The sequence below is a fragment of the Thiorhodococcus minor genome (assembly GCF_010820565.1).
Lineage (GTDB): Bacteria > Pseudomonadota > Gammaproteobacteria > Chromatiales > Chromatiaceae > Thiorhodococcus > Thiorhodococcus minor.
Genome location: NZ_JAAIJQ010000010.1, coordinates 21,275 through 41,930, shown reverse-complemented (window position 1 = coordinate 41,930; position 20,656 = coordinate 21,275). Strand labels below are relative to the sequence as shown.

The window sequence follows — 20,656 nt, the reverse complement described above, 5'->3', positions numbered from 1 at the left end:
CCATGCTCACCCGAATCCACACTAGACGAGAGTCGCCGCGTCCGGCGTGCCGGACCCGCCGCTAGCACGAGGTAGACACTTTAGAGATGGCAACCACAACTGGCTCGGCACCCAAGCTCCCAGACACCCTTCTACGCATCGTCGAGGCGCGTCACCATGACCCCTTCTCTGTGCTGGGTCGGCATGAGGAAGGCGGCAAGGCCGTGGTTCGCATCTTCCTGCCGTTGGCCGAGACGGCGCGCGTCGTCGAGGCGGACCTGCCGCTGGAGCGCGTCGAGGGCACGGATCTCTTTGTTGGTGAGGCAGATCCGGGCAAGGTTCCCGAGCGTTACCAGATCGAGTGGACGGACGGGGCCGGTACGACGCACAGGGCGCATGATCCCTACTGCCTGCCGCCGCTCCTATCGGACTTCGACCTTCACCTCTTCGGAGAGGGTCGCCACTGGCATGCCTACCGCGTCCTGGGCTCGCACTATCGCGAGATCGACGGCATCTCGGGGATCCAGTTCGCCGTCTGGGCGCCCAATGCGGAGCGCGTCAGCGTGGTTGGCGACTTCAACGCCTGGGACGGACGCATGCACCCGATGCGGGTGCGCGGCGGTTCCGGTGTTTGGGAGCTCTTCATCCCAGGCCTGCAGCCCGGCGGCTACTACAAGTACGAAATTCGCGACCGCGCGACGCACATCCATATCAAGATCGACCCCTACGCCCAGGCGTTCCAGGAGCGCCCGCAAACAGCCGGCATCCTGGCCGCGTCCAGCGCCTTCCGCTGGTCGGACGAGGACTGGATGGAGGCGCGCAAGGATGTGAGCTGGCAGCATCGGCCCATGTCGGTGTACGAGGTTCATCTCGGCTCCTGGCGGCGTGACGAGGACGGCAACTTCCTCAACTACCGCATCCTTGCCAAGGAGATCGCCAGCTACGCGCAGGACCTCGGGTTCACCCACATCGAGCTGCTGCCCGTCACCGAGCACCCGCTCGACGCCTCTTGGGGCTACCAGTGCACGGGCTACTTCGCCCCGACGGCGCGCTTCGGCACTCCTGACGACTTCCGCTTCTTCGTCGACTACATGCACCGCCAGGGAATCGGTGTGCTGCTGGACTGGGTGCCGGCCCATTTCCCAAAAGACGCCTATGCCCTCGCGCGCTTCGACGGCACGGCGCTTTACGAGCACGCCGACCCGCGCATGGGAGAGCACAAGGACTGGGGCACGCTCATCTTCAACTTCGGCCGCAACGAGGTGAAGAACTTCCTGCTCTCGAGCGCCCTCTATTGGCTCGAAGAGCTCCACATCGACGGCCTGCGCGTCGATGCGGTCGCCTCCATGCTGTACCTCGACTATTCGCGCAACGCCGGGGAGTGGATCCCGAACAAGTACGGGGGCAATGAGAATCTCGAAGCCGTCGATTTCATCCGCGAGCTGAACATGGTCACCCATGAGCAGCATCCCGGCACCCTCATGGTTGCGGAGGAATCCACCTCCTGGCCGGCGGTGTCGCGGCCGACCTACCTCGGTGGCCTCGGCTTCAGCATGAAGTGGAACATGGGCTGGATGCACGACACCCTGTCGTACATGCAGAAGGACCCCATCTACCGCCACTTCCACCATGACCTGCTGACCTTCGGGCTGCTCTACGCCTTCACGGAGAACTTCGTGCTGCCCTTCTCGCACGACGAGGTGGTGCACGGGAAGAAGTCGATGCTGGACAAGATGCCGGGCGACGCCTGGCAGAAGTTCGCCAGTCTGCGGCTGCTCTACACCTTCATGTTCAGCTATCCGGGCAAGAAGCTGTTGTTCCAGGGCTGCGAGTTCGGCCAGGGACGCGAGTGGAACTTCGCGGCCTCTCTCGACTGGGAGCTCCTCGAGCGGCCTCAGCATCAGGGTCTGCAGCAGCTGGTCTCGGACCTCAACCGGCTTTACAAGACCTTGCCCGCGCTTCACGAGGTGGATTTCGAGCCCTCCGGCTTCGAGTGGATCGACTGTCACGACAGCTCGCAGTCCGTTCTGAGCTATGTTCGCAAGTCGAAGTCCGGCAAGGAGATCGTCGCCGCCGTCTTCAACTTCACACCAGTGCCTCGCGGAAACTACCGCATCGGCGTGCCGGCGCCGGGCTTCTATCGCGAGGCGGTCAATTCCGACGCCGAGCTCTACGGCGGCAGCAATGTCGGCAATCAAGGGGGCATCGAGTCGGAGCCCGTGAGCTGGATGGGGCGACCGCACTCCCTGATGGTTGCGCTGCCACCCCTCGCAGGGCTGATTCTGGTGCACGAGCCTGACCAGGGCGAGCTGTTGGAGGCGGAGGCCGAAGAGCCGAGCGAGTCGGCGCTCGAAGTGGAAACGCCGAATGGATCTCATTGAAGGCTCTGAAGCGATGGAAGGTGCCGACGCGCTCGAGCGTGCCAAGCTCAACCAGGAGACCGCGAAGATCCGCTGGACCGAGCTTCAGCGCTTCTTCGCCCAAGGTCTCGTGCTTTGCGTGCGTCCAGGTCTCGACCTCGTCGACGTCGCCTTGGCCATGGCCAAGGACGATGCGGAAAAGATCGGGGCCGAGCGCTCGGCCGGCCGAATCGCGGCCGTCACCGACCAGCAGGCGCGTGAATGGCTCGCACAAGACGCCTGTCTCTGGGCGGTCGTCGTTAAGCCCTGGATCTTAGCTCAGGAGGCCCAATGCACATCTGGGTCGATGCCGACGCCTGCCCGCGGGTAATCAAAGACATCCTCTTCCGCGCCGCGGAGCGCCACAAGGTGTCGCTCACCCTGGTCGCAAACCAGCCGATGATGCATCCGCCATCGCGCTACATCCGCGCCATCCGCGTGTCGGCCGGATTCGATGTCGCTGACAACGAGATCGTCAAGCGTCTCCAAACGGGGGATCTGGTCATCACCGCCGACATCCCGCTGGCCGCGGAAGTCGTCGCCAAGGGCGGTCACGCCTTGAATCCGCGCGGCGAGAGCTATACCAAGGAAAATGTCCGCGAGCGGCTCAACATGCGGGATTTCATGGAGACGCTGCGCGCCAGTGGTGTCGATACCGGCGGTCCCGCGAGCCTAGGCGCACGCGACCGTCAAGCCTTCGGGAATGCGCTCGACGCCTTCCTGGCCAAGCGTCTGAGCCGTTGACACCCGCAAGAACGCCTTAGCGTCTCTCGCGGGCGGCGCCGCGAAGGCTTGCGAGCCAAGTCGTGGCTGGGCTTCCAGACAATCAAGACTTAAGGAGTCGTCGGATGGCAGTACTCATTCTCGGACTCGTCCTCTTCCTCGGGACGCACGCGATCTCGATCTTCAAGCCCGGTCTCCGCACCCAGGTCATCGACCGGTTCGGCGTCGCCGCCTGGCAGGGCGTCTTCGGCCTGTTGTCACTGATCGGCTTCGTCCTCCTCGTCAATGGCTATGCCGCCACCCGCGAGGCACCCCTCGTCCTCTACGATCCCCCGAGCTGGCTGCGCCACGTCAATCTGCTATTGATGCTGCCGGTCTTCCCGATTCTGTTGTCGACCTATCTGCCCGGTCGCATCCAGACCGCCGTCAAACACCCGATGTTGCTGGCGGTCAAGATCTGGGCCTTCGGTCATCTACTCGCGAATGGAACCCTTGCCGACGTGCTGCTGTTCGGCTCCTTCCTGGCCTGGGCGGTCGCGGATCGGATCTCGCTTAAGCACCGCGCTGGCCCGCCCGTGCAGGGCGCACCGCCAAACCGCGTCAACGACGCCATCGCCGTTGTCGGCGGCCTAGTGCTCTACCTGCTCTTCATCTTCTGGCTGCACAAGGCGCTCATGGGCGTTGCGCCCATTGGCTGATCCGATCCACTCCGTCGAGCGGCGAGCAGCGCATCGCTGCCTCGCTCGCGCCTTCCGAAGCGCGTCCGGTCGGCGCGTCGGCTTGCAGCGCGGCAAAATGCCTTCGGTCCAGGCCTCACTCCGCGTCGCGCCTCTTACCCAGTAAGGGCTCGATGAGGTCCATCGGCAGTGGGAAGACGATGGTCGAGGCGCGGTCTCCGGCCACCTCGGTCAGCGTCTCAAGAAATCGCAGCTGCATCGCCTGCGGCTGCTCGGCGAGCTTGCGGGCCGCTAGCATCAGCTTCTCTGCCGCTTGTTGCTCGCCCTCCGCGTGAATGACCTTGGCGCGCCGTGCGCGCTCCGCCTCGGCCTGTCGCGCGATGGCGCGGATCATGGATTCGTCGAGGTCGACATGCTTGATCTCGACGTTGGCGACCTTGATGCCCCAGGCGTCCGTCTGGTTGTCGAGGATCTGGCGCACATCGTTGTTGAGCTTTTCGCGCTCGGCGAGCATCTCGTCGAGCTCATGCTGACCGAGCACGGAGCGCAGCGTGGTCTGCGCCAGCTGGCTGGTCGCCATGCGATAGTCCTCGACCTGGATGATGGCGCGCTCGGGGTCGATCACGCGGAAATAGACCACCGCATTGACCTTGACCGAGACATTGTCACGCGAGATGACGTCTTGGCTCGGCACGTCCATGACCTGAACGCGCAGGTCCACGCGCACCATGTTCTGAATGCCGGGAATGACGATGATGAAGCCGGGTCCCTTGACGCCGGTGAAGCGGCCCAGGGTGAAGATGACGCCCCGGACGTATTCGCGCAGGATGCGAATCGAGGCGACGAAGAGTCCGCCTAGCAGAATCACTGGAAACAGATAGATCTCGATAGGCATGAGCAGTCTCCTTCAGGACTTGGGGCCGGGCTCGACGATCAGCGTCAAGCCGTCTCGGCCGATGACAGAAACCTGGGTGCCGGGCGAAATCGCTCCTTCCGAGCGGGCGCTCCACACCTCGCCATGCAAATGCACGCGGCCCGCGCCGGGAAAACCGGAGACGGCTCGACCGGTGGCACCCACGAGCTCCTCGCCGCCGGTGACGATGGGGCGCCGGTGCGCCTTGAGCGCGAAGCCCAGGACGACGAAGACCAGGATGGCGCTCATCAGCGCCAGACCGACGATGAGCGCGAGCGAGATGCCGAAGCCCGGCGCCTGGGTGTCGATGAGGATCAGGGATCCAAAGACGAAGGTGGCGATGCCGCCGAGCCCCAGTCCCCCGAAGCTCGGCGAGAAGACCTCCGCCACCATGAGCGCCAAGCCCAATCCGATCAGCGCCAGCCCGGCATAGTTGATCGGCAGGAGCTGGAAGGCGTAGAGCGCCATTAGCAGGCTCAGGGCGCCGGCCGTTCCGGGCAGCACCACGCCTGGGTTGGAGAACTCATAGATCAGACCATAGATCCCGACCAGCAGAAGGATGTAGGCCACGTTGGGGTTGCTGATCACGGAGAGCAGGCGCGTCTTCCAATCGGGCTGCAGGGTCACGACACCCGAGCCTAGGATGCGGACTTGAGTACGCCCGTCTCCCAGCCTCAAGGAGCGGCCGTCGATGGTGTCGAGCAAGGCCTCTAGGCTCGGCGCGACGGTGTCGATGACATCGCGCTGCAGCGCCTCCTCGGCGGATAGGCTCGCGCCCTCGCGGACCGCACGCTCCCCCCACTCGGCGTTGCGGCCATGCAGGGCCGCGAGACTGCGGATGTAGGCCGCCGCGTCGTTGACCACCTTGCGCGTCTTGGCGTCGCCGGAAACCGCCTTCTTGGCGCTCGGCTCCGAGCCAGGCTCAGCGTCGGCCGCCTCGGACGCCGCCTCATCCTCCGACCCTCGGCTTGGCGATGGCGTGGACGTCGGCAGTCCGCCGAGCTGGACAGGCGTCGCCGCGCCAAGATTGGTGCCTGGCGCCATGGCGGCAAAGGGACAGGCGTAGAGGATGTAGGTCCCGGCGCTCGCCGCGCGCGCACCCGTGGGTGCCACGTAGCAGGCGATGGGCACCTCGGCCGAGGTGATCGCCTTGACGATGGAGCGCATCGAGGTGTCCAGGCCACCCGGGGTGTCCATGCGGATGACGAGAAGCGGGGCATTCCGCTCCTCGGCTCGGCCGACCGATGCCTGGACATAGCTGGCGGTCGCCGGGCCGATGGCACCTTCGATATCCATCACCAGGATGTCGCGGTTGCCGGTATCATTGGGTGCGTCCGCCGTCGCGAATCCCGGCGCTACGCCCAGCAGGAGGTAGACGAGCCAGATTGCGGCCGACCGCCACCACGCGAATGAATCTGCCATTGCCTCTTCTCCACAACGGCCCAGATGGGTCTCCATCCAAAGCTTAGACCTTGTTTCGGAGTCAGCCGTGACACCGCGTATCCGCGTTCAGCCCGAGCCCTTCGATATCGCCGCCGAGCAAGCCGCTCTGTATCAGGGAAATCCGCGCGTCGGCGCCCTCGTGGCCTTCGTCGGGCTGATGCGCGATCTCAACGATGGAAGGCAGGTCCATCGCATGACCTTGGAGCACTATCCGGGGATGACCGAGAAGGCGCTGCGCGAGATCGCGGAAGAGGCGGCTGCGCGCTGGAGCCTGGAAGGGCTCACCATCATCCACCGGGTCGGCCCCTTGGAGCCGCAGGACCCCATCGTCTTCGTCGGCGTGGTCAGTCAGCACCGCGGCGAGGCCTTCCGCGCCTGCGAGCTTCTGATCGACTATCTGAAGACAGGCGCGCCCTTTTGGAAGAAGGAGCACACGGCAGAGGGCGAGCGCTGGGTCGAGGCCCGCGCGTCAGATGATGACGCCGCTGGCCGCTGGCGGGATTGATTCGAGGTTTTGGATTGGAGCCGCAAAGGCCCAAAGGACGCGAAGAAGCACGAGGGCTTGCTCGGCTCGACGACCACCGCGAAGTTGACGACCAGGGGCTATTTGCATTCCCCCGCGTCCGCTTCCTCGACCTCGCGCGGCGGCGCCACCAGGGATTTCACCCGCAGATGCAGCGCCGCCTTCGAGAGCAGATGCGCGCTCACGGGCGCGGTGATGAAGAGGAAGAGCGTCACTAGGATCTCGTGGAAGCTGATCCCGTCGTCTTGGGTGCTGAAATAGATCATGGAGGCGATGAGCAGGCTGCCCACGCCCAGCGTCGTCGCCTTGGTCGGACCGTGCAGCCTGCTGTAGAAATCCGGCATGCGGGCCAGACCGAGCGAGCCGATCAGGGTGAAGATGGCTCCGACGACGATCAGAATGGAGAGCGCGGCTTCCAGCATGCTTGGACCTATTCGATGATGTCCCCGCGCAGCAGGTACTTGCAGAGCGCGACCGTGCCGACGAAGCCCATCATGGCGATGAGGATGGCGGCCTCGAAATAGAGCTCGGAGCCCAGATGGATGCCGAGCAGCACCAGCAAGGCGATCGAGTTCACGTACAGGGTGTCCAACGCGAGGATGCGGTCCGGCTGATCAGGTCCGCGCAGCAGACGCCAGAGCGTGAGTGCCATGGCTGCGGTGACCAGACCGAAGGCGATGGCCAAGGCCGTGCTCAACATGGCTCGAAGACCTCCAGTAGGGGCGCCTCGTAGCGGCGCTTGATGGTTTTCACCAAGTCATCCGGATCCTGCACGCTGATCCCCTGAACGACGAGGCTGCGCCGATCCGGACTCAGCCAAGACGAGACCGTGCCCGGCGTGAGCGAGATGGTGTTGGCCAGGAAGCTGATGCCGATGTCCGTCGTCAGGCTCAGCGGGACCACGACGAAGGCCGGCTCGATGTGCCTCGGGCCGCGCAGGATGAGCCAGGCGACCGCCAGATTGGCGACCAGGATGTCATAGAGCACCACGAGGATGAAGCGCAGCAGGGTGAGGGGTTTGCGCAAGCGCACCTGATCCGGCCAGAAGCGCAGCGTGAAGAGCGGGATGGCCCAGCCCAGCAGAAGACCCAGGATGATCGCGCCGGGCGAGAGGCTGTTGACCAAGAGGACCCAGATGATGGCCAGGGTCGGCGTCAGGATCGGATGGGGTAGCAGCCAGTGTTTCATCGATCGACCCCGCCAGTCACTGGGCTCAAGACAGCCTGGATATAGCCTTGCGGATGGAGGAGCTGCTCGGCGGTCGCGGTGCAGAAGCCCAGGACGGGGCCGGATGCGGCGAGCAGTCCAAGGCAGAGCGCGAGCAGCCCCGCGACGGCCACCAGCCGCATCGTCTCCTGCCACTCTCCCAGCGATGCAACGACAGGTGCGGAGGGGGCCGCCTCGGCCGGCAGCGCATCCGCCGTCTTGAAGAAGAGGACGCTGCCGGAGCGCCCCAGGGCGATCATCGCGAGCAGTCCGGATGACAGGACGCTCGCCAAGACCCAGGGCCAGCTCGACGCGTCCAGCGCCGCCTGCAGGACCAGGAGCTTCCCGACGAAGCCCGAGAGCGGCGGCAGCCCGGCCATGAGCAGTGCCGCGAGGAAGAAGAGTCCACCGAGCAAGCCGGCCTGCCGCATTTGAGGTCCGGCGGTCAGCCGGTCGAGCGACGCGCCCCGCCGACAGGCGATGACGTCCGCCAGCAGGAAGAAGGCGGCCGTGGCGAGGGTCGTATTCACCAGATAGTAGAGCCCGGCGGCGATACCCGCCGTGCTGTCCAGCCCGAAGGCGGTCAGGAGGAGTCCGACCGAGACCACGACGAGGTAGCCGACCTGACGCCTCAGCTCATCCGCCGAGAGGGCCCCCAGGGCGCCGAGCAGGAGTGTGATCAGACCCAGCGGCAGCAGCCAGGTCGCGTAGAGCCCCGCGACCGGACCCGCCTCGGGTCCGAACATCAGGGTGCCGACCCGCAGCAGGCAGTAGGCGCCGACCTTGGTCATGATGGCGAAGAGCGCCGCCACCGGCGCCGAGGTGGCCGAATAGGCCTCCGGCAGCCAGAGGTGCAGCGGAATCAGGGCCGCCTTCAGCGCGAAGACCGCGAACAGCAGCAGCCCGGCGGTGCGCGCCATCCCCAGGTTCTCCGGCGTGGTCTCCGCCAGCTTGACCGCGAGGTCGGCCATGTTCAGGGTCCCGAGCACCCCATAGAGGGTGCCTGCGGCGAAGAGAAAGAGCGTGGAGCCCGCCAGATTGAGCACGACGAAGTGCAGCCCGGCGCGGGTGCGGCGCGCGCCGCCGCCATGCACCAAGAGCCCATAGGAGGCGAGCAGCAGGATTTCGAAGAAGACGAAGAGATTGAAGAGATCGCCGGTCAGAAAGGCGCCGTTGAGACCGAGCAGCTGCAGCTGGTAGATGGAGTGGAAATGCCGGCTGCCGCGATCCGTCCCCTGCACGGCATAGAGCAGGGCGAAGAAGGCCAGCAGCGCGGTGATCAGGAGCATCCAGGCGGCGAGTCGGTCGGCGACCAGGACGATGCCATAGGGCGCTGGCCAGTTGCCCAGGTTGTAGGTCAGGACATCGCCGCCGCCTACCGCCGTCAAGAGCGCCAGGGCCACGGCGACCTGGACGCCCACCGCGGCGAGATTGAGACCGCGACGGAGCCACAAGGGCACCTGGTGCCGGGTCAGGAGCAGCGCGATTCCCGCCAGCAGCGGGACGAGGACGGGCGCGATCGTCAGTGTCGTCACGGCGCCTCCTCTTGGCTCGGGCGGCCGTCGACGTGGTCATTGCCCAGCTCGGCGCGGGCCTTCAGCGACAGCATGATGACGAAGGCCGTCATCGCGAAGCTGATGACGATCGCGGTCAGGACCAGTGCCTGGGGCAGGGGGTCGGTGTAATGGGTCGCCGACTCGCGGATGATGGGCGGGGCGCCGACGGTCAGCCGGCCGCTCGCGAAGAGAAAGAGGTTCACCGCATAGGTCAGGAGTGTCAGCCCGAGCACGACCGGGAAGGTTCGCGCTCGCAGCATCAGGTAGACGCCGGCGGCGGTCAGCACGCCGACGATGAGGCTCATCAAGGCTTCCATTCAGCGCGGCTCCTCTTGCAGCTCGGGGCCGGGATGACTTGCATCATGCATGAGTCCCAGGTGGATGAGGATCAGCAGGGTCGCGCCGACGACGACCGCGAAGACGCCGAGGTCGAACGCCAGGGCCGAGGCGAGCTCGAAATCCCCGACCACCGGCCAGTGGACATGGGTGAAGGCCGAGGTGAGGAAGGGATAGCCGAGCGCGATGCTCGTCAGGCCCGTCAGGGTCGCGATCAGCAGGCCCACGCCGATCAGGGGATGCATGTTGCTCGACATGCGCTCGTGGGTCCAGGCGACCCCATTGGCCAGATATTGCATGATGAGCGCGACCGCCGTGATGAGCCCGGCGATGAAGCCGCCGCCGGGCTGATTGTGTCCGCGCAGGAAGATGAAGACAGAGACCAGCAGCGCCAACGGCAGCAGCAGCCGGGTCAAGGCCGCCATGATGCTCGGGTGGCTGTCCCAGTTCCAGGGACCGCCCCTGGAATCGCACTTCAGGCCGGGGAGCTCCAGATCCTTGAGCATGGCGTAGATCCCCAGTCCAGCCAGTGCCAGGACCGAGATCTCGCCCAGGGTGTCATAGCCGCGGAAGTCCACGAGGATGACATTGACCACGTTGGTGCCGCCTCCCCCCGGGACGCTGTTGTCGAGAAAGAAGCTCGAGATGGGGGCATGCGGACGCGTCAGCATCGCCCAGGTCAGGGCGCCGGCGGAGCCGCCGGCCAGCAGGGCCAGCGCCGTGTCGCGGAGGCGCCGCGGTCGGCTCGACTCGGCGGGGCTGTGCTGCGGCAGGAAATAGAGCGCGAGCAGCAGCAGGACGATGGTGACTACCTCCACCGAGAGCTGGGTCAAGGCCAGGTCGGGCGCGGAGAACTTCACGAACACCAAGGTCACCAGCAGCCCAGCGGCGCCGATGATCACCAGGGCCGCGAGCCGTTTGCGGTGCAGCATGAGGGTCGCCAGGGTGGCGGCGATCAGCGCCAGGGTCATGGCGATGCTGACGGGGTCGGCCGCAAGTAAGGCGCGCGATCCGGTCAATGGGCTGCCGCTCCCCAGGGCACCCGCCAGGCCGATCGCGATCACCGAGACCACGAAGATGACGACCAATCGCTGCAGTGAGCCGCGGTCTAGCGTCTGCGTGACGGCTCGCGCGAAGCCGATGATGCCGCCGAGGGTCCACGCATAGGCGGCACCGGCGTCCAGCACACCCTGGAGTCGCTCCGCCAGCCGAAACAGCGGCCGGCGCGCGGCGTAGACGAGCAGGCCCCCGAGGAGCGCGATCACGCTCATCAGCAGCGGGATGTTGAGCCCGTGCCAGATGGCGATGTCGAAACGCGGCGGAGGTGCCTGAAGCACGCTGGTCGCAGCGACCCGAAGCGGCCAGGCAACCGTCATTGCGGGGAACAGCCCCACCAGCACGCAGATGCCCACTAGGATCTCGCCTGGCAGCTTCATCCAAAACGGTGGCTCATGCGGGGTCTTGGGGAGATTGACGGGGTCGCCGTTGAAGAAGACGTCGTGGATGAAGCGCAGCGAGTAGGCCACCGCCAGCACCCCGGCCAATGCCACCAGCGCGGGCAGCATCCAGCCCCAATTGAAATCGAGGAAGAAGTCGGCGGTCTCGGCGAAGAACATCTCCTTCGACAGGAAGCCGTTGAACAGCGGCACGCCGGCCATGGAGGCGGCGGCCACCATGGCCAGCGTCGCCGTATAGGGCATGAACTTCCAAAGGCCGTTGATGCGCCGCATGTCGCGGGTGCCGCACTCGTGATCGATGATGCCGGCGGCCATGAAGAGCGATGCTTTGAAGGTGGCGTGGTTGATGATGTGGAAGAGGCCGGCCACCGCCGCCAGCGGCGTCCCTAGACCGAAGAGCAGCGTGATCAGCCCGAGATGGCTGATGGTCGAATAGGCGAGCAGGCCCTTGAGATCATGCTTGAAGAGCGCGAACCAGGCGCCGACGAGCAGGGTGCTGAGCCCCGCGCCGATCACCAGCCAATTCCACTCGGCTGTGCCTGAGAGCACCGGGAAGAGGCGCGCGAGCAGAAAGATACCGGCCTTCACCAGGGTTGCCGAGTGCAGATAGGCCGAGACCGGAGTCGGGGCCGCCATGGCGCGCGGGAGCCAGAAATGGAAGGGGAACTGCGCCGACTTGGTGAAGGCCCCGATCAGGATGAGCACCAGCATCGGGGTGTAGAGTGGGTCGGCGCGGATGACATCGCCTTGCGCCAGGATGGCGGAGAGGTCGTAGCTACCCGCCATCTCGCCGAGCAGGATGAATCCGCCGAGCAGCGCTAGACCGCCCAAGCCCGTCACCGTGAGCGCCATGCGCGCACCCTGCCGGGCCTCTTTGTCTTGGTATGAATAGCTGATCAGCAGAAAGGAAGAGAGGCTGGTCATCTCCCAGAAGATCAGCAGGACGATCAAGTTCTCCGACAGGACCACGCCGAGCATCGAGCCCATGAAGAGCAGCAAATAGGCGTAGAAACGTCCCATGCCGGGCTTGGGATTCTCCGCATCGTCGGAGAGGTAGTAGCGGGCGTAGAGGATGACCAGCAGCCCGATGCCCAGAATCATGGTGGTGAACAGCAGGGACAGGCCATCGAAGCGGAAGGCCAGCTCGACTCCGGCTTGCGGAATCCAGCTCCAGCGTTGGATGATCAGCTCGCCCTGGAAGGGCGCCGCCATGCTTGGCGCGAGCATCGCCAAGGCAAGCAGGGTCATGCCGCCGGCGACCCAGGCGGTTCGCCGCGCGCCGAAGCGCGCGGCCCAGGCGGTCAAGATGGCCCCGACGAATGGGGCGAGCACGACGAGTGGGAGATTCATGCGATTGCGTTCTGTGATGAAGACCCTGTTCCGAGGCGGGCACAAGGATACCATCGATGGCGAAGTCCCTTGTGCATGGCGACCCGAGGTGCCGACTGTAATGCCGAACCGCCAGATCAAAGCCTCCCTGCTGCTCGCGCTGAGCCTTGTCTTGCCCGCTGCCGCCCAAGCGGGCGAGAGCCGGATCGATCTGACCGACGGCAGCCTGATCTCGGGCGAGCTGATCGGGATCGAGGGCGGCCACTACCATATCCGCTCCGCCACGCTCGGCAGCCTCTCCATTCCGGAAACCAGCATCCGCTCTCTGCAGCCTCTGGGCGCTGCGGGCGCAGCACCTTCTCATGCGCCGAGCGCGACCGCAGCAACAGACTATTCGGCGGACATCGCCTCCATCCAGAAGCAGCTCATCACGGACCAGGGCCTGATGGAGCAGGTCACGGCACTGCAGCAGGATCCGCAGATCCAAGAGGCCCTATCGGACCCAGAGCTGACCCGCATGGTCCTCTCCGGTGACCTCGAGGGATTGCGTGCCGACCCGCGCTTTCAGCGGCTGATGCAGCACCCCAGCATTCAGGCGCTCATGGGACAGGTCCTGGGCCACTGATCTCCAAGAGCGCTGCCAGGCTCCAGCCTCCAGCCTCCAGCTTTTCGCAACCGGCCACACGGCTATCAAGTGATGGCAGTGTGGACTCAGGCGGTTTCCGGGAATCTTCGTACCAATCGCCCGCAAGCGGGCTCCTCCCGAGACGGGCGTGTAGGAGCCCGCTTGCGGGCGACGTCTCGGGGATAAGCGGGATCAAGGCTCCACTCAGAGGCTCTGCGACTTCATCCCTTCGCTGGTTTCCGGAGGACGATGGGGTGTTGGTACGGCGATTTTGAGAAACCGCCTCACCCGGCGAGTGAGGGCATCAGCAATCCCAAAGTGCGGCAAATAGTCGCTGGCGGCTGGCTATACTGACACCAACGCGACAGGAGACACCCAATGTCCCTACAGCCAAAGCCCAGCATGACCTTCGAGGACTGGCTCGCTGCTGAGCGCGTCGCCCTGGACAGCCGCAGCGAATATGTCGGCGGCGAGCTCTTTGCGATGACCGGCGGGAGCGAGTCGCACAACCTCATCGCCGCCAATGTCGTTGGCGAGCTGCGCAATCAATTCAGAAGTCTGCCCTGCCGCGTCTACGGCAGCGACATGAAGATCTGCGCGCCCATCGCCGAGGCCGGCTTCTATCCGGATGTCTCGGTCGTCTGCGGTGAGCGTCAGTTCCACGACGACCGCCGCGATGTCCTAATCAACCCGACCCTGATCGTCGAGGTCCTGTCCGACTCGACCGAGGCCTACGACCGCGGCGACAAATTCGTCGCTTACCGCGGGCTCCCGAGCCTCCAGATCTACCTGCTCATCTCCCAGAGCCGTATTCGCGCCGAGCTCTACGTCCGCCAACCGGACGACACCTGGAGCCTCAGCACCTACAGCGACCCGCAGGCCCGCATTCCGCTTGCCGCCGTCGATGCCTCGCTCGCCATCGCCGAGGTCTACGACAAGACCGACCTCTAGCCCGCTCGAGAAGGGGCTGCCAAGATCATTTCCGAATCCCGACGGGGCATGGCGTACCCTATGCGGCTCCCTCGTTTCAGGAGCCTCTGCATGTTTCTCGATCTTTTTCACACCGCCGAAGGCGAAGCGCTGCGCATCTCCGCGTCGCAGGGCAGCGCCTTCGCGAAGCAGATCGCGGGTGACTTCAATCCCATCCACGATGCGACCAATCCACGCTTCTGTGTCCCCGGCGATCTCCTGTTCGCGCTGGTGCTCGGCAAATTCGGTGTTGCGAGCCGAATGGCCTTTCGCTTCACTGGGATGGTGGCAGCGGATGCCGCGCTGCGCATCGTCGAGACCGACTCAGGCCTCGTGGTCGAGTCGGCAGACGGCAAGCCCTGTCTAGAGGTCGAGCGCGCCGGAGCGGTGAATCCGGACCCGGGCCTGACGGAATCGCTGCTTCGCCGCTACGTGGCCTTTTCCGGCCAGAATTTCCCCCACATCCTGGTGCCCCTCATGGAGCAGCAGGGTGTGATGATCAACCCGGATCGGCCCCTGGTGATCTATGACCGCATGTCGTTCGAGCTGGACCGCTTGGACTACCCCGATCTGGAGGTCGCTCTGGAATCGACTGAGCTCGAGGTGAAAGGCAAGCGCGGCGAGGTGCGTCTGGAGTTCAGTCTGACTGCCGATGGGCAAGCGGTCGGGCGGGGCGCCAAGACCTTGATCCTGAGCGGGCTGCGCGCCTATGACGCGGCTGCGCTGCAGGGGCTCGTCGACCGCTATGCGGGCTGGAAGGCGGCCTATCTGGCCGAGACCGAGTCCGGCGTGTCACGCGGAGCCGCGATCTAATCACCCCATTCGGCAGGGTCAGTGCTGGGAGCGTCGGCCTCCAGGCCGACAGCTGCGGACCTGGAGGTCGGACTCCCAGGCTAGTCGATCCCAGGGCGTTGGCTCGGTAGCGGCTCGGACTGAGCGGGAAAAGACACCCGCTCGTAGATGTCGGTGAGCCGTAGACTGCAATCGATGCGCGTCAGTGCGATGCGCTCCTCCGGGTCAAGGTACTCCGTCAGCAGCCAGTGCCTGCCCGCTTGACGGACATAGTGCTCGACACGGTATTCGCTTTGGCTGACGAGCAGATAATGGCTCAGCGAGGCGAGATTGCGGTAGTGCGCGAAATTGGCTCCACGGTCGTAGCGCTCGGTCGAATCGGATAGCACCTCAATGATGAGGCTCGGGTTGAGCAGGGTGTCGACTTCGGCGTCCTCGAACTGCGGTGGCTCGCAGAGGGCGGCGATGTCAGGGTAGGTATAGAGTCCGGTTTCCGTGACCTTGACGCGCATGTCGGCGGAGTAGACTTCGCAAGCTCGCCTCCTCAACTGGCCATGGAGCGCGGCGAAGGTGTTGCCGCAGATGAGGTTGTGCGCGCGGCTCGCGCCTGTCATCGCGAAGATCTCTCCACCGACGTATTCATGGCGCGTCTCCTGCCGACGCTCCCACTGCAGGTACTCAGGTGGCGTTAGTCTTGGTAAGGCCTGGGCACTCACTCCACTGTCTCCGGATTGGTCACGGCTGATTCATTTTGGGCGATCGCCAGCGCGAAGGCGAGACGCATGCCCAGACCTCCAGGATCCGGGAGCTGATGATGTCGTCCGCGCCCGCCAGGCGGCTCAGCGACCCGCTCGCTAGCGGCGATGCCTGTAAGGCGCGACGAAGAAGAGCACCGCGAGTCCGATGAAGGCGAGCGTGGCCAGCGCGGACGAGAGCCGATAGGTCAGCCGCCACCCGGTGTTGGACTTGCGGGTGATCTGGAAGTCTTCGATGTAGATCGTCTCGCAGGCGCCATTGCCCCGGTCGGTGCGGGTGGTGCTGGTGCCGCGCTGGAAGCCGCCAGCGTGCGAGTACCTTGCCAGCTTGCCGCGAAAGCGGATCTGATCGCCGATCTCGGCGGACTTGATGGCCTTCTGGATGGTCTCGTCGTGCGAGAGCACGTGGTTGTTGCTGAGCTGGTCCCAGGCGAAGCCCTTGTAGGCGACCGGGTCATTGGTCGAGATCCAGCAGGTCCAGGTGGTGTTCTTGTAGTGCATGTCGCGGAAGACGCCCGTCGCGACATTGTCGCCCCAGACCACGCAGAGGTCGCGGATGTTGATGAAGTCCTTCCAGTCCTTGAAGTGGTAGATGTCCCAGAAGGCGTCGCTGTCGTGCAGGCTCACCACCACGCCGTCTAGCTCGTAGTCGAACAGCGGCTCGATGTTGTACGTAATATTGTTGGCCTCGACCTGGAAGGGCCCGGCTTCGGTCGGCTCCTGCCTCGGCTCCTGCAGCTCGGTCAGGTCGTAGACGCTCGGCGGGGGAAGCTGGTTCTTCTTCCAATGGCTCCAGATGGCCAGGCCGAGACTGGATAAGAAGACAAGTAGCAGCAGCTGGTTGACCAGCCGATAAGGAAAGCTGTCCTGCTTGGCGCGTGCGGCCGCTGCCGCGCGGGTCTGCTCGGCGCGTCGCTGCACTTGCTCCAGCTTGGCGTATACAATCCCGCAGTTCGCGCAGCGATCGCCCGGCGGCTGCTCGAAGTCGCACTTGGGGCAGCGCATGGTGACGCGCTCCACGTCCAGCTTCGGCGGCGACTTGAAGGCCTCTGCCGCGGGCCTCGGCTCGGTCGGGCGGGGTGCCTCCTCGCGCAGCTCGCAGCCGATGCCGGCCTGCTCGAAGCGGTTTTTCGCCTCCGCCGCGCGCTCGTAGGTCAGCAGCCCTTTCAGCGGCCTTGGCTTGCCGCGCAGCGCGGCGTCTGCTTGCGGAAGCTCGAGCCGCAGGAGCTCGGCCAGGGCGGCGACGGCCTCGTGACGTCGCACGCTGGGCAGGATCTCTCCGGTCAGGGTCAGGGAATAGCGCTTCATGCGGGTCTCTCGGCCGGCAGTTCTTCGAACAATCTTCCGGCGGGCATCTTAGACCGCTCTGCCGACGGCGATTGCGTAGCACTCGACAAATTGGGTGCCCGAGCGCTTGGCCAAGGCCATCTCGGCTCAGGCCGCACGCCGCCATCTTCTTCCGAGAGAGCCAATGCCCGACTTATCTGCTCCCGTGGGGACGGACCCCAGCCGCATCGCCTGTTTCTTCTCCACCTCCGGCCACAGTGGGGTCGACCGTGCGGCGCGGCATCTCATCCCGGCGTTGGCGCGGCGCGGCTACCAGGTGGATCTCCTCAAGGTGCGGCGTCACGGCCCCCATCTGCCGGAGATTCCGGCGGGTGTGCGGGTGATCGACTTGGGCTCGCGTCACACCCTGGCCTGCCTCCCCGCGGTTGCGCGCTACCTCCGTCAGGCGCGGCCGGCCGCCATGCTCTCGGACAAGGACCGGGTGAATCGGGTTGCCCTCTTCGCGCGCGCCATCGCACGGGTGCCGACACGGCTCACTCTGCGCTCGGGCACGACCATCTCGATCGACCTGGCGACACGCGGCGCATTGGAGCGCTGGGTGCAGCGCATGTCCATGGGCCGCCTCTATCCCTTTGCCGATCAGGTCATCGTCGCCAGCGCCGGGGTTGCCGACGACATGGCTGACTACACGGGGCTGGCGCGCGCGCGCATCCGGGTGGTGCCGCCGCCAGTGGTCCCGGAGCGCCTATTGGCGGCCGAGCTGCCGCCACCCGATCACCCTTGGATCGGTGAGCGCGATTGTCCGCTCATCCTCAGCGCCGGCGAGCTCTGCAGCCGCAAGGATTTCGAGACCCTGATCCGCGCCTTCGCGCGCCTGCGCGCCGAGCGTCCGGCTCGGCTGATGATCCTCGGACGCGGGGGCGCCCGCGAGCGTTTGCTGGCGCTGGCGCGCGAGCTGGGCGTCGCCGAGGACGTTGCACTGCCCGGCTATGTCGAGAACCCCTATGCCTATATGGCACACGCCGACCTCTTCGCCTTCACCTCGCGCTGGGAAGGTCTCGGCTTCGTGCTCATCGAGGCCCTGGCGGTGGGCACGCCCGTGGTCGCCACCGACTGCCCGAGCGGCCCGAGCGAGATCCTGCACGGCGGGCGCTATGGCTCCTTGGTCCCTGTGGGCGACGATGCGGCGTTGGCTGCAGCCATGCAGGCGACCCTGGATGACCCGCTGCCGCCATCCCGGCTCAAGGAGGCGGCGCGCCGCTATGAGATCGAGGCCAGCACGGATGCCTATTTGGATGCGATGGGGCTGAGGCCTTGGGCGTGACGCAGGGCCCCGAGAGCCCGAATCGCGCACGCGGGACCTTGGGATGCTGAAATACCTTTGTCCTGTCGCCCGTTGCCGACGCACCCAGTCCGGACGCTACAGAAGAAGTGCGGTAGCTGCGCCCCAGTTCTGAGCTGGCTCCAAAACGCCCGTAAGCGGGCTCCTACGCGAGCGTCGCCGCCGTAGGAGCCCGCTTGCGGGCGATGCGCTCGGCACCAGGCGTACTCAGGGTTTCGGCTCGCAGCCCGAAAGCAGGGTTTCCAAGCTGCTCCATTTCAAGCAGGTACCGTGCTCGAAATGCCGGACCATCCTTGGCCCGGACGGGAAACGCAATAAATCAGCGTTTCCTTAGCGCTCAGTTGTCGGCGCCGAGAGGTCGGCATCCGGGGGCTGGATGTCGCAGCTAGCTTCCGTGCAGCGCGACCCGAGTCGCCGCTCGGCGAACCAGCTGTAGCCGCGCTCCAGTAGGCCTTGGAGCCTTAGGGTGCGCACGATCGACGCAAGGTGCCGCCAGCCCGGCATCGCGGACCACAGCAGCAGGAAGGCGGCCGCGCCGCCGCGCGCCCTCTCGCCTTCGAAGACATGGAAGCGCGCCATGGCCGCTTCCCAAGTGACCCCGAGGCGCTCGGGCGCCTGGGGATCGGCGTGGATGTCGACCCACTCCACGGGGCGGAGCGGTCGCAGCCCTTGATAGTGTGCGATCTCGCGCCGGCAGACTGGGCAGCCGCCGTCGTAGAGGACGCATAAGGCGGGCGGTGTCTCGGTGGTCGATGTCTGATGGGTCATGCGGATGTCTCCTCAGGTGCTGCAAAGCGGCTGCGGTAGATCTCGCGCACGGCTTCGATGGTGTCTGCCTCCTGGGCGGACTTATCCGGCCGAAACCGCTTCACGCGCGCGAACCGCAGCGCCATTCCAGCGGGATACTGGGGGCTGGTCTGGACCTCGTTGAAGGCGATCTCGACCACGACCTCGGGCTTCACATACACCAGGTTGCCCTCGCGTGCGACGGCGATCTCCTGCAGCCGCTGGGTCTGCCAGGCGAGCTGGGCGTCCGTGAGCCCCTTGAAGGTCTTTCCCAGCATCACGAAGCCACCCGTGGCCGGATCGCGCGCGCCGAGGTGAAGATTGGACAGCCAGGCCTTGCGCCGGCCGCTGCCCCATTCGGCGGCCAGGATCACCAGATCCAGGCTGTAGCTATGCTTGATCTTGCGCCAGGCGCTGCCCCGGTTGCCGGCCTCGTAGGGCGCGCTCGGAGCCTTGGACATGATGCCCTCATGCCCGGCATCCAATGCCTGCTGCAGGAAGGTCTCGCCGGCGACTGGGTCCGAGGTGATAAGCCGGGGCATGATGTCGGGCTCGGGAAGCAGGTCGTCGAGCGCGCGCTGACGCTCCAGCAGGGGCCGATCGAAGACCTCCTCGCCGTCGACCAGCAAGAGATCGAAGAAGAAGCCGCGCGCCGGCAGCTCGGCGCTCAGGCGCGCGACATCCAGCTTGCTGCCGAGCCGCGCCATGGTCTGCTGGAAGGGCAGGGCGCGCCCCTTGGCGTCCAGCACCAGGGCCTCACCGTCCAGGACGAGCCGGCGCGCGGGGAGCGCTGCGATGCTGGCGACCAGCTCCGGGATCTGCGCCGAGACATCGTTGAGCTGGCGGGTGAAGAGACGGACCTGGTCGCCGTCCTTGTGCGCCTGGATGCGGATGCCGTCGAGCTTGTACTCCAGCACGCGCTCGCCGGCGTCACCCAGGGCGGTCGCGACGTCCTCCGCCGTCTGGGCGAGCATCGGCCTCAAGGGCTGCAGGAGCTGGAGACGAAAGGCGTCGATGCCGGCCAGGCCCTCGCGCCGGGCGGTTGTGGCCACGCGGGCGAGGTCGCCGACCAGCATGTAGGCGCGCCGGACCCGCTCCGGTGGGAGCACGAAGGCCTCGGCCAGGGCGTCCGCCAGCACGCCCTCCAGCGCGCCCTGACGCAGCTCGCCGAGCAGCAGCTGGGCGAGAAAGCGCTGCTCCGGGGCGGTCGCGCGGGCGAAGAGGGCGCCTAGCGCCTCCGCGCGCCTCTGGGTCGAGCCTTGACCGCCGATGGCGGCGATGTCCGTCAGTCGGGCGTCGACCTCGGCAAGCGAGAGGCGGCTCTCCCCAGCAGGCGTGACGCCAGCGGCCTGCTTGAGCGCTGCCGGCCCGACACCGATTCGGCCTTGCGGCAGCACCCCGCTCAGATAGCTGACGCCGGTCGGCAGCTCGTCCGGCTTCAGCGCGTGCAGACAGCCTGCGAGGCTGGCGACCTTCTTCAGCCGGCTGCGGGTCGAGCCGACCTCGCTGGAGGTCGCTGCGATGAGGGCGAGCGTGGGGGGCATGCGCGTTTTGGGCGA

The 20,656-nt window shown here is 65.9% G+C and carries 21 protein-coding genes; 9 read left to right on the top strand and 12 right to left on the bottom strand.

All coding sequences use genetic code 11. The features are described from left to right. Positions 1-86 precede the first annotated feature (86 nt). The 4 genes from glgB to G3446_RS04940 all read left to right on the top strand — a co-directional run bounded on the left by glgB (position 87) and on the right by G3446_RS04940 (position 3,799). Positions 87-2,360 carry a 1,4-alpha-glucan branching protein GlgB gene (gene glgB / locus G3446_RS04955; protein WP_164451308.1) on the top strand — a complete coding sequence of 758 codons (2,274 nt, stop codon included), beginning with the start codon at positions 87-89 and terminating at the stop codon, positions 2,358-2,360. Then, entirely contained in the window at positions 2,347-2,709 is a 363-nt protein-coding gene (locus G3446_RS04950; protein WP_164451306.1) for a DUF2288 domain-containing protein, read from the top strand. The genes glgB and G3446_RS04950 overlap by 14 nt, the downstream gene beginning before the upstream one ends. After that, positions 2,670-3,122 (top strand): YaiI/YqxD family protein, encoded by a 453-nt coding sequence (locus G3446_RS04945; RefSeq protein ID WP_164451304.1) that lies wholly within the window; start codon positions 2,670-2,672, stop codon positions 3,120-3,122. Before G3446_RS04950 ends, G3446_RS04945 begins: the two co-directional genes overlap by 40 nt. Before the next feature lie 104 nt (positions 3,123-3,226). Further along, the gene (locus G3446_RS04940; RefSeq protein WP_164451303.1) at positions 3,227-3,799 is read left to right on the top strand and encodes an NnrU family protein; all 573 of its coding nucleotides are present in this window, start codon (positions 3,227-3,229) and stop codon (positions 3,797-3,799) included. Between the two features lie 115 nt (positions 3,800-3,914). Here the strand turns inward: G3446_RS04940 and G3446_RS04935 are convergent, their stop codons facing one another. Further along, the gene (locus tag G3446_RS04935; protein WP_164451301.1) at positions 3,915-4,673 is read right to left on the bottom strand and encodes a slipin family protein; all 759 of its coding nucleotides are present in this window, start codon (positions 4,671-4,673) and stop codon (positions 3,915-3,917) included. Between the two features lie 12 nt (positions 4,674-4,685). After that, positions 4,686-6,113 (bottom strand): NfeD family protein, encoded by a 1,428-nt coding sequence (locus G3446_RS04930; protein ID WP_164451299.1) that lies wholly within the window; start codon positions 6,111-6,113, stop codon positions 4,686-4,688. Positions 6,114-6,180: 67 nt separating this feature from the next. Between G3446_RS04930 and moaE the strand changes: the two genes are divergently transcribed. Beyond that, a complete protein-coding gene (moaE, locus tag G3446_RS04925) occupies positions 6,181-6,639 on the top strand; it encodes a molybdopterin synthase catalytic subunit MoaE (RefSeq protein WP_164451297.1) in 459 nt (152 codons plus the stop codon). Between the two features lie 98 nt (positions 6,640-6,737). On the opposite strand, the gene G3446_RS04920 is transcribed toward moaE, so the two are convergent. The 6 genes from G3446_RS04920 to G3446_RS04895 are packed head-to-tail and all read right to left on the bottom strand — an operon-like array spanning position 6,738 to position 12,562. Then, on the bottom strand, positions 6,738-7,079 hold the full coding sequence (locus tag G3446_RS04920; protein WP_164451295.1) for a Na+/H+ antiporter subunit G: 342 nt from the start codon (positions 7,077-7,079) through the stop codon (positions 6,738-6,740). Positions 7,080-7,087: 8 nt separating this feature from the next. Then, positions 7,088-7,357: a K+/H+ antiporter subunit F gene (locus tag G3446_RS04915; RefSeq protein ID WP_164451293.1), complete on the bottom strand. Its 270-nt coding sequence runs from the start codon at positions 7,355-7,357 to the stop codon at positions 7,088-7,090. After that, the gene (locus tag G3446_RS04910; RefSeq protein ID WP_164451292.1) at positions 7,351-7,845 is read right to left on the bottom strand and encodes a Na+/H+ antiporter subunit E; all 495 of its coding nucleotides are present in this window, start codon (positions 7,843-7,845) and stop codon (positions 7,351-7,353) included. Before G3446_RS04910 ends, G3446_RS04915 begins: the two co-directional genes overlap by 7 nt. Further along, a complete protein-coding gene (locus G3446_RS04905; protein WP_164451291.1) occupies positions 7,842-9,398 on the bottom strand; it encodes a monovalent cation/H+ antiporter subunit D in 1,557 nt (518 codons plus the stop codon). The genes G3446_RS04910 and G3446_RS04905 overlap by 4 nt, the downstream gene beginning before the upstream one ends. After that, the gene (locus G3446_RS04900; protein WP_164451290.1) at positions 9,395-9,736 is read right to left on the bottom strand and encodes a Na+/H+ antiporter subunit C; all 342 of its coding nucleotides are present in this window, start codon (positions 9,734-9,736) and stop codon (positions 9,395-9,397) included. The genes G3446_RS04905 and G3446_RS04900 overlap by 4 nt, the downstream gene beginning before the upstream one ends. Further along, complete coding sequence (locus tag G3446_RS04895) at positions 9,737-12,562, bottom strand: monovalent cation/H+ antiporter subunit A (protein WP_164451289.1); 2,826 nt, start codon at positions 12,560-12,562, stop codon at positions 9,737-9,739. Here G3446_RS04895 and G3446_RS04890 point away from each other — a divergent pair. The 3 genes from G3446_RS04890 (at position 12,561) to G3446_RS04880 (ending at position 14,948) form a co-directional block, all read left to right on the top strand. Beyond that, positions 12,561-13,166 (top strand): hypothetical protein, encoded by a 606-nt coding sequence (locus tag G3446_RS04890; RefSeq protein WP_164451288.1) that lies wholly within the window; start codon positions 12,561-12,563, stop codon positions 13,164-13,166. The genes G3446_RS04895 and G3446_RS04890 overlap by 2 nt on opposite strands. Before the next feature lie 378 nt (positions 13,167-13,544). Continuing rightward, on the top strand, positions 13,545-14,117 hold the full coding sequence (locus tag G3446_RS04885; RefSeq protein ID WP_164451287.1) for a Uma2 family endonuclease: 573 nt from the start codon (positions 13,545-13,547) through the stop codon (positions 14,115-14,117). 90 nt (positions 14,118-14,207) lie between these two features. Beyond that, a complete protein-coding gene (locus G3446_RS04880) occupies positions 14,208-14,948 on the top strand; it encodes a DUF3581 family protein (RefSeq protein ID WP_164451286.1) in 741 nt (246 codons plus the stop codon). A gap of 80 nt (positions 14,949-15,028) precedes the next feature. Here the strand turns inward: G3446_RS04880 and G3446_RS04875 are convergent, their stop codons facing one another. After that, on the bottom strand, positions 15,029-15,643 hold the full coding sequence (locus G3446_RS04875) for a Uma2 family endonuclease (protein WP_164451285.1): 615 nt from the start codon (positions 15,641-15,643) through the stop codon (positions 15,029-15,031). A 138-nt stretch (positions 15,644-15,781) separates the two neighbouring features. Then, entirely contained in the window at positions 15,782-16,990 is a 1,209-nt protein-coding gene (locus G3446_RS04870; protein ID WP_164451284.1) for a hypothetical protein, read from the bottom strand. A 163-nt stretch (positions 16,991-17,153) separates the two neighbouring features. Here G3446_RS04870 and G3446_RS04865 point away from each other — a divergent pair, with 163 nt between their 5' ends. Beyond that, positions 17,154-18,293, top strand: coding sequence for a glycosyltransferase (locus tag G3446_RS04865; protein ID WP_164451283.1), 1,140 nt, complete (start codon positions 17,154-17,156; stop codon positions 18,291-18,293). Positions 18,294-18,641: 348 nt separating this feature from the next. Here the strand turns inward: G3446_RS04865 and G3446_RS04860 are convergent, their stop codons facing one another. Next, on the bottom strand, positions 18,642-19,079 hold the full coding sequence (locus tag G3446_RS04860) for a thiol-disulfide oxidoreductase DCC family protein (RefSeq protein WP_164451282.1): 438 nt from the start codon (positions 19,077-19,079) through the stop codon (positions 18,642-18,644). Continuing rightward, positions 19,076-20,641 carry an ATP-dependent DNA ligase gene (locus G3446_RS04855; protein WP_164451281.1) on the bottom strand — a complete coding sequence of 522 codons (1,566 nt, stop codon included), beginning with the start codon at positions 20,639-20,641 and terminating at the stop codon, positions 19,076-19,078. Before G3446_RS04855 ends, G3446_RS04860 begins: the two co-directional genes overlap by 4 nt. Positions 20,642-20,656: the final 15 nt, after the last annotated feature.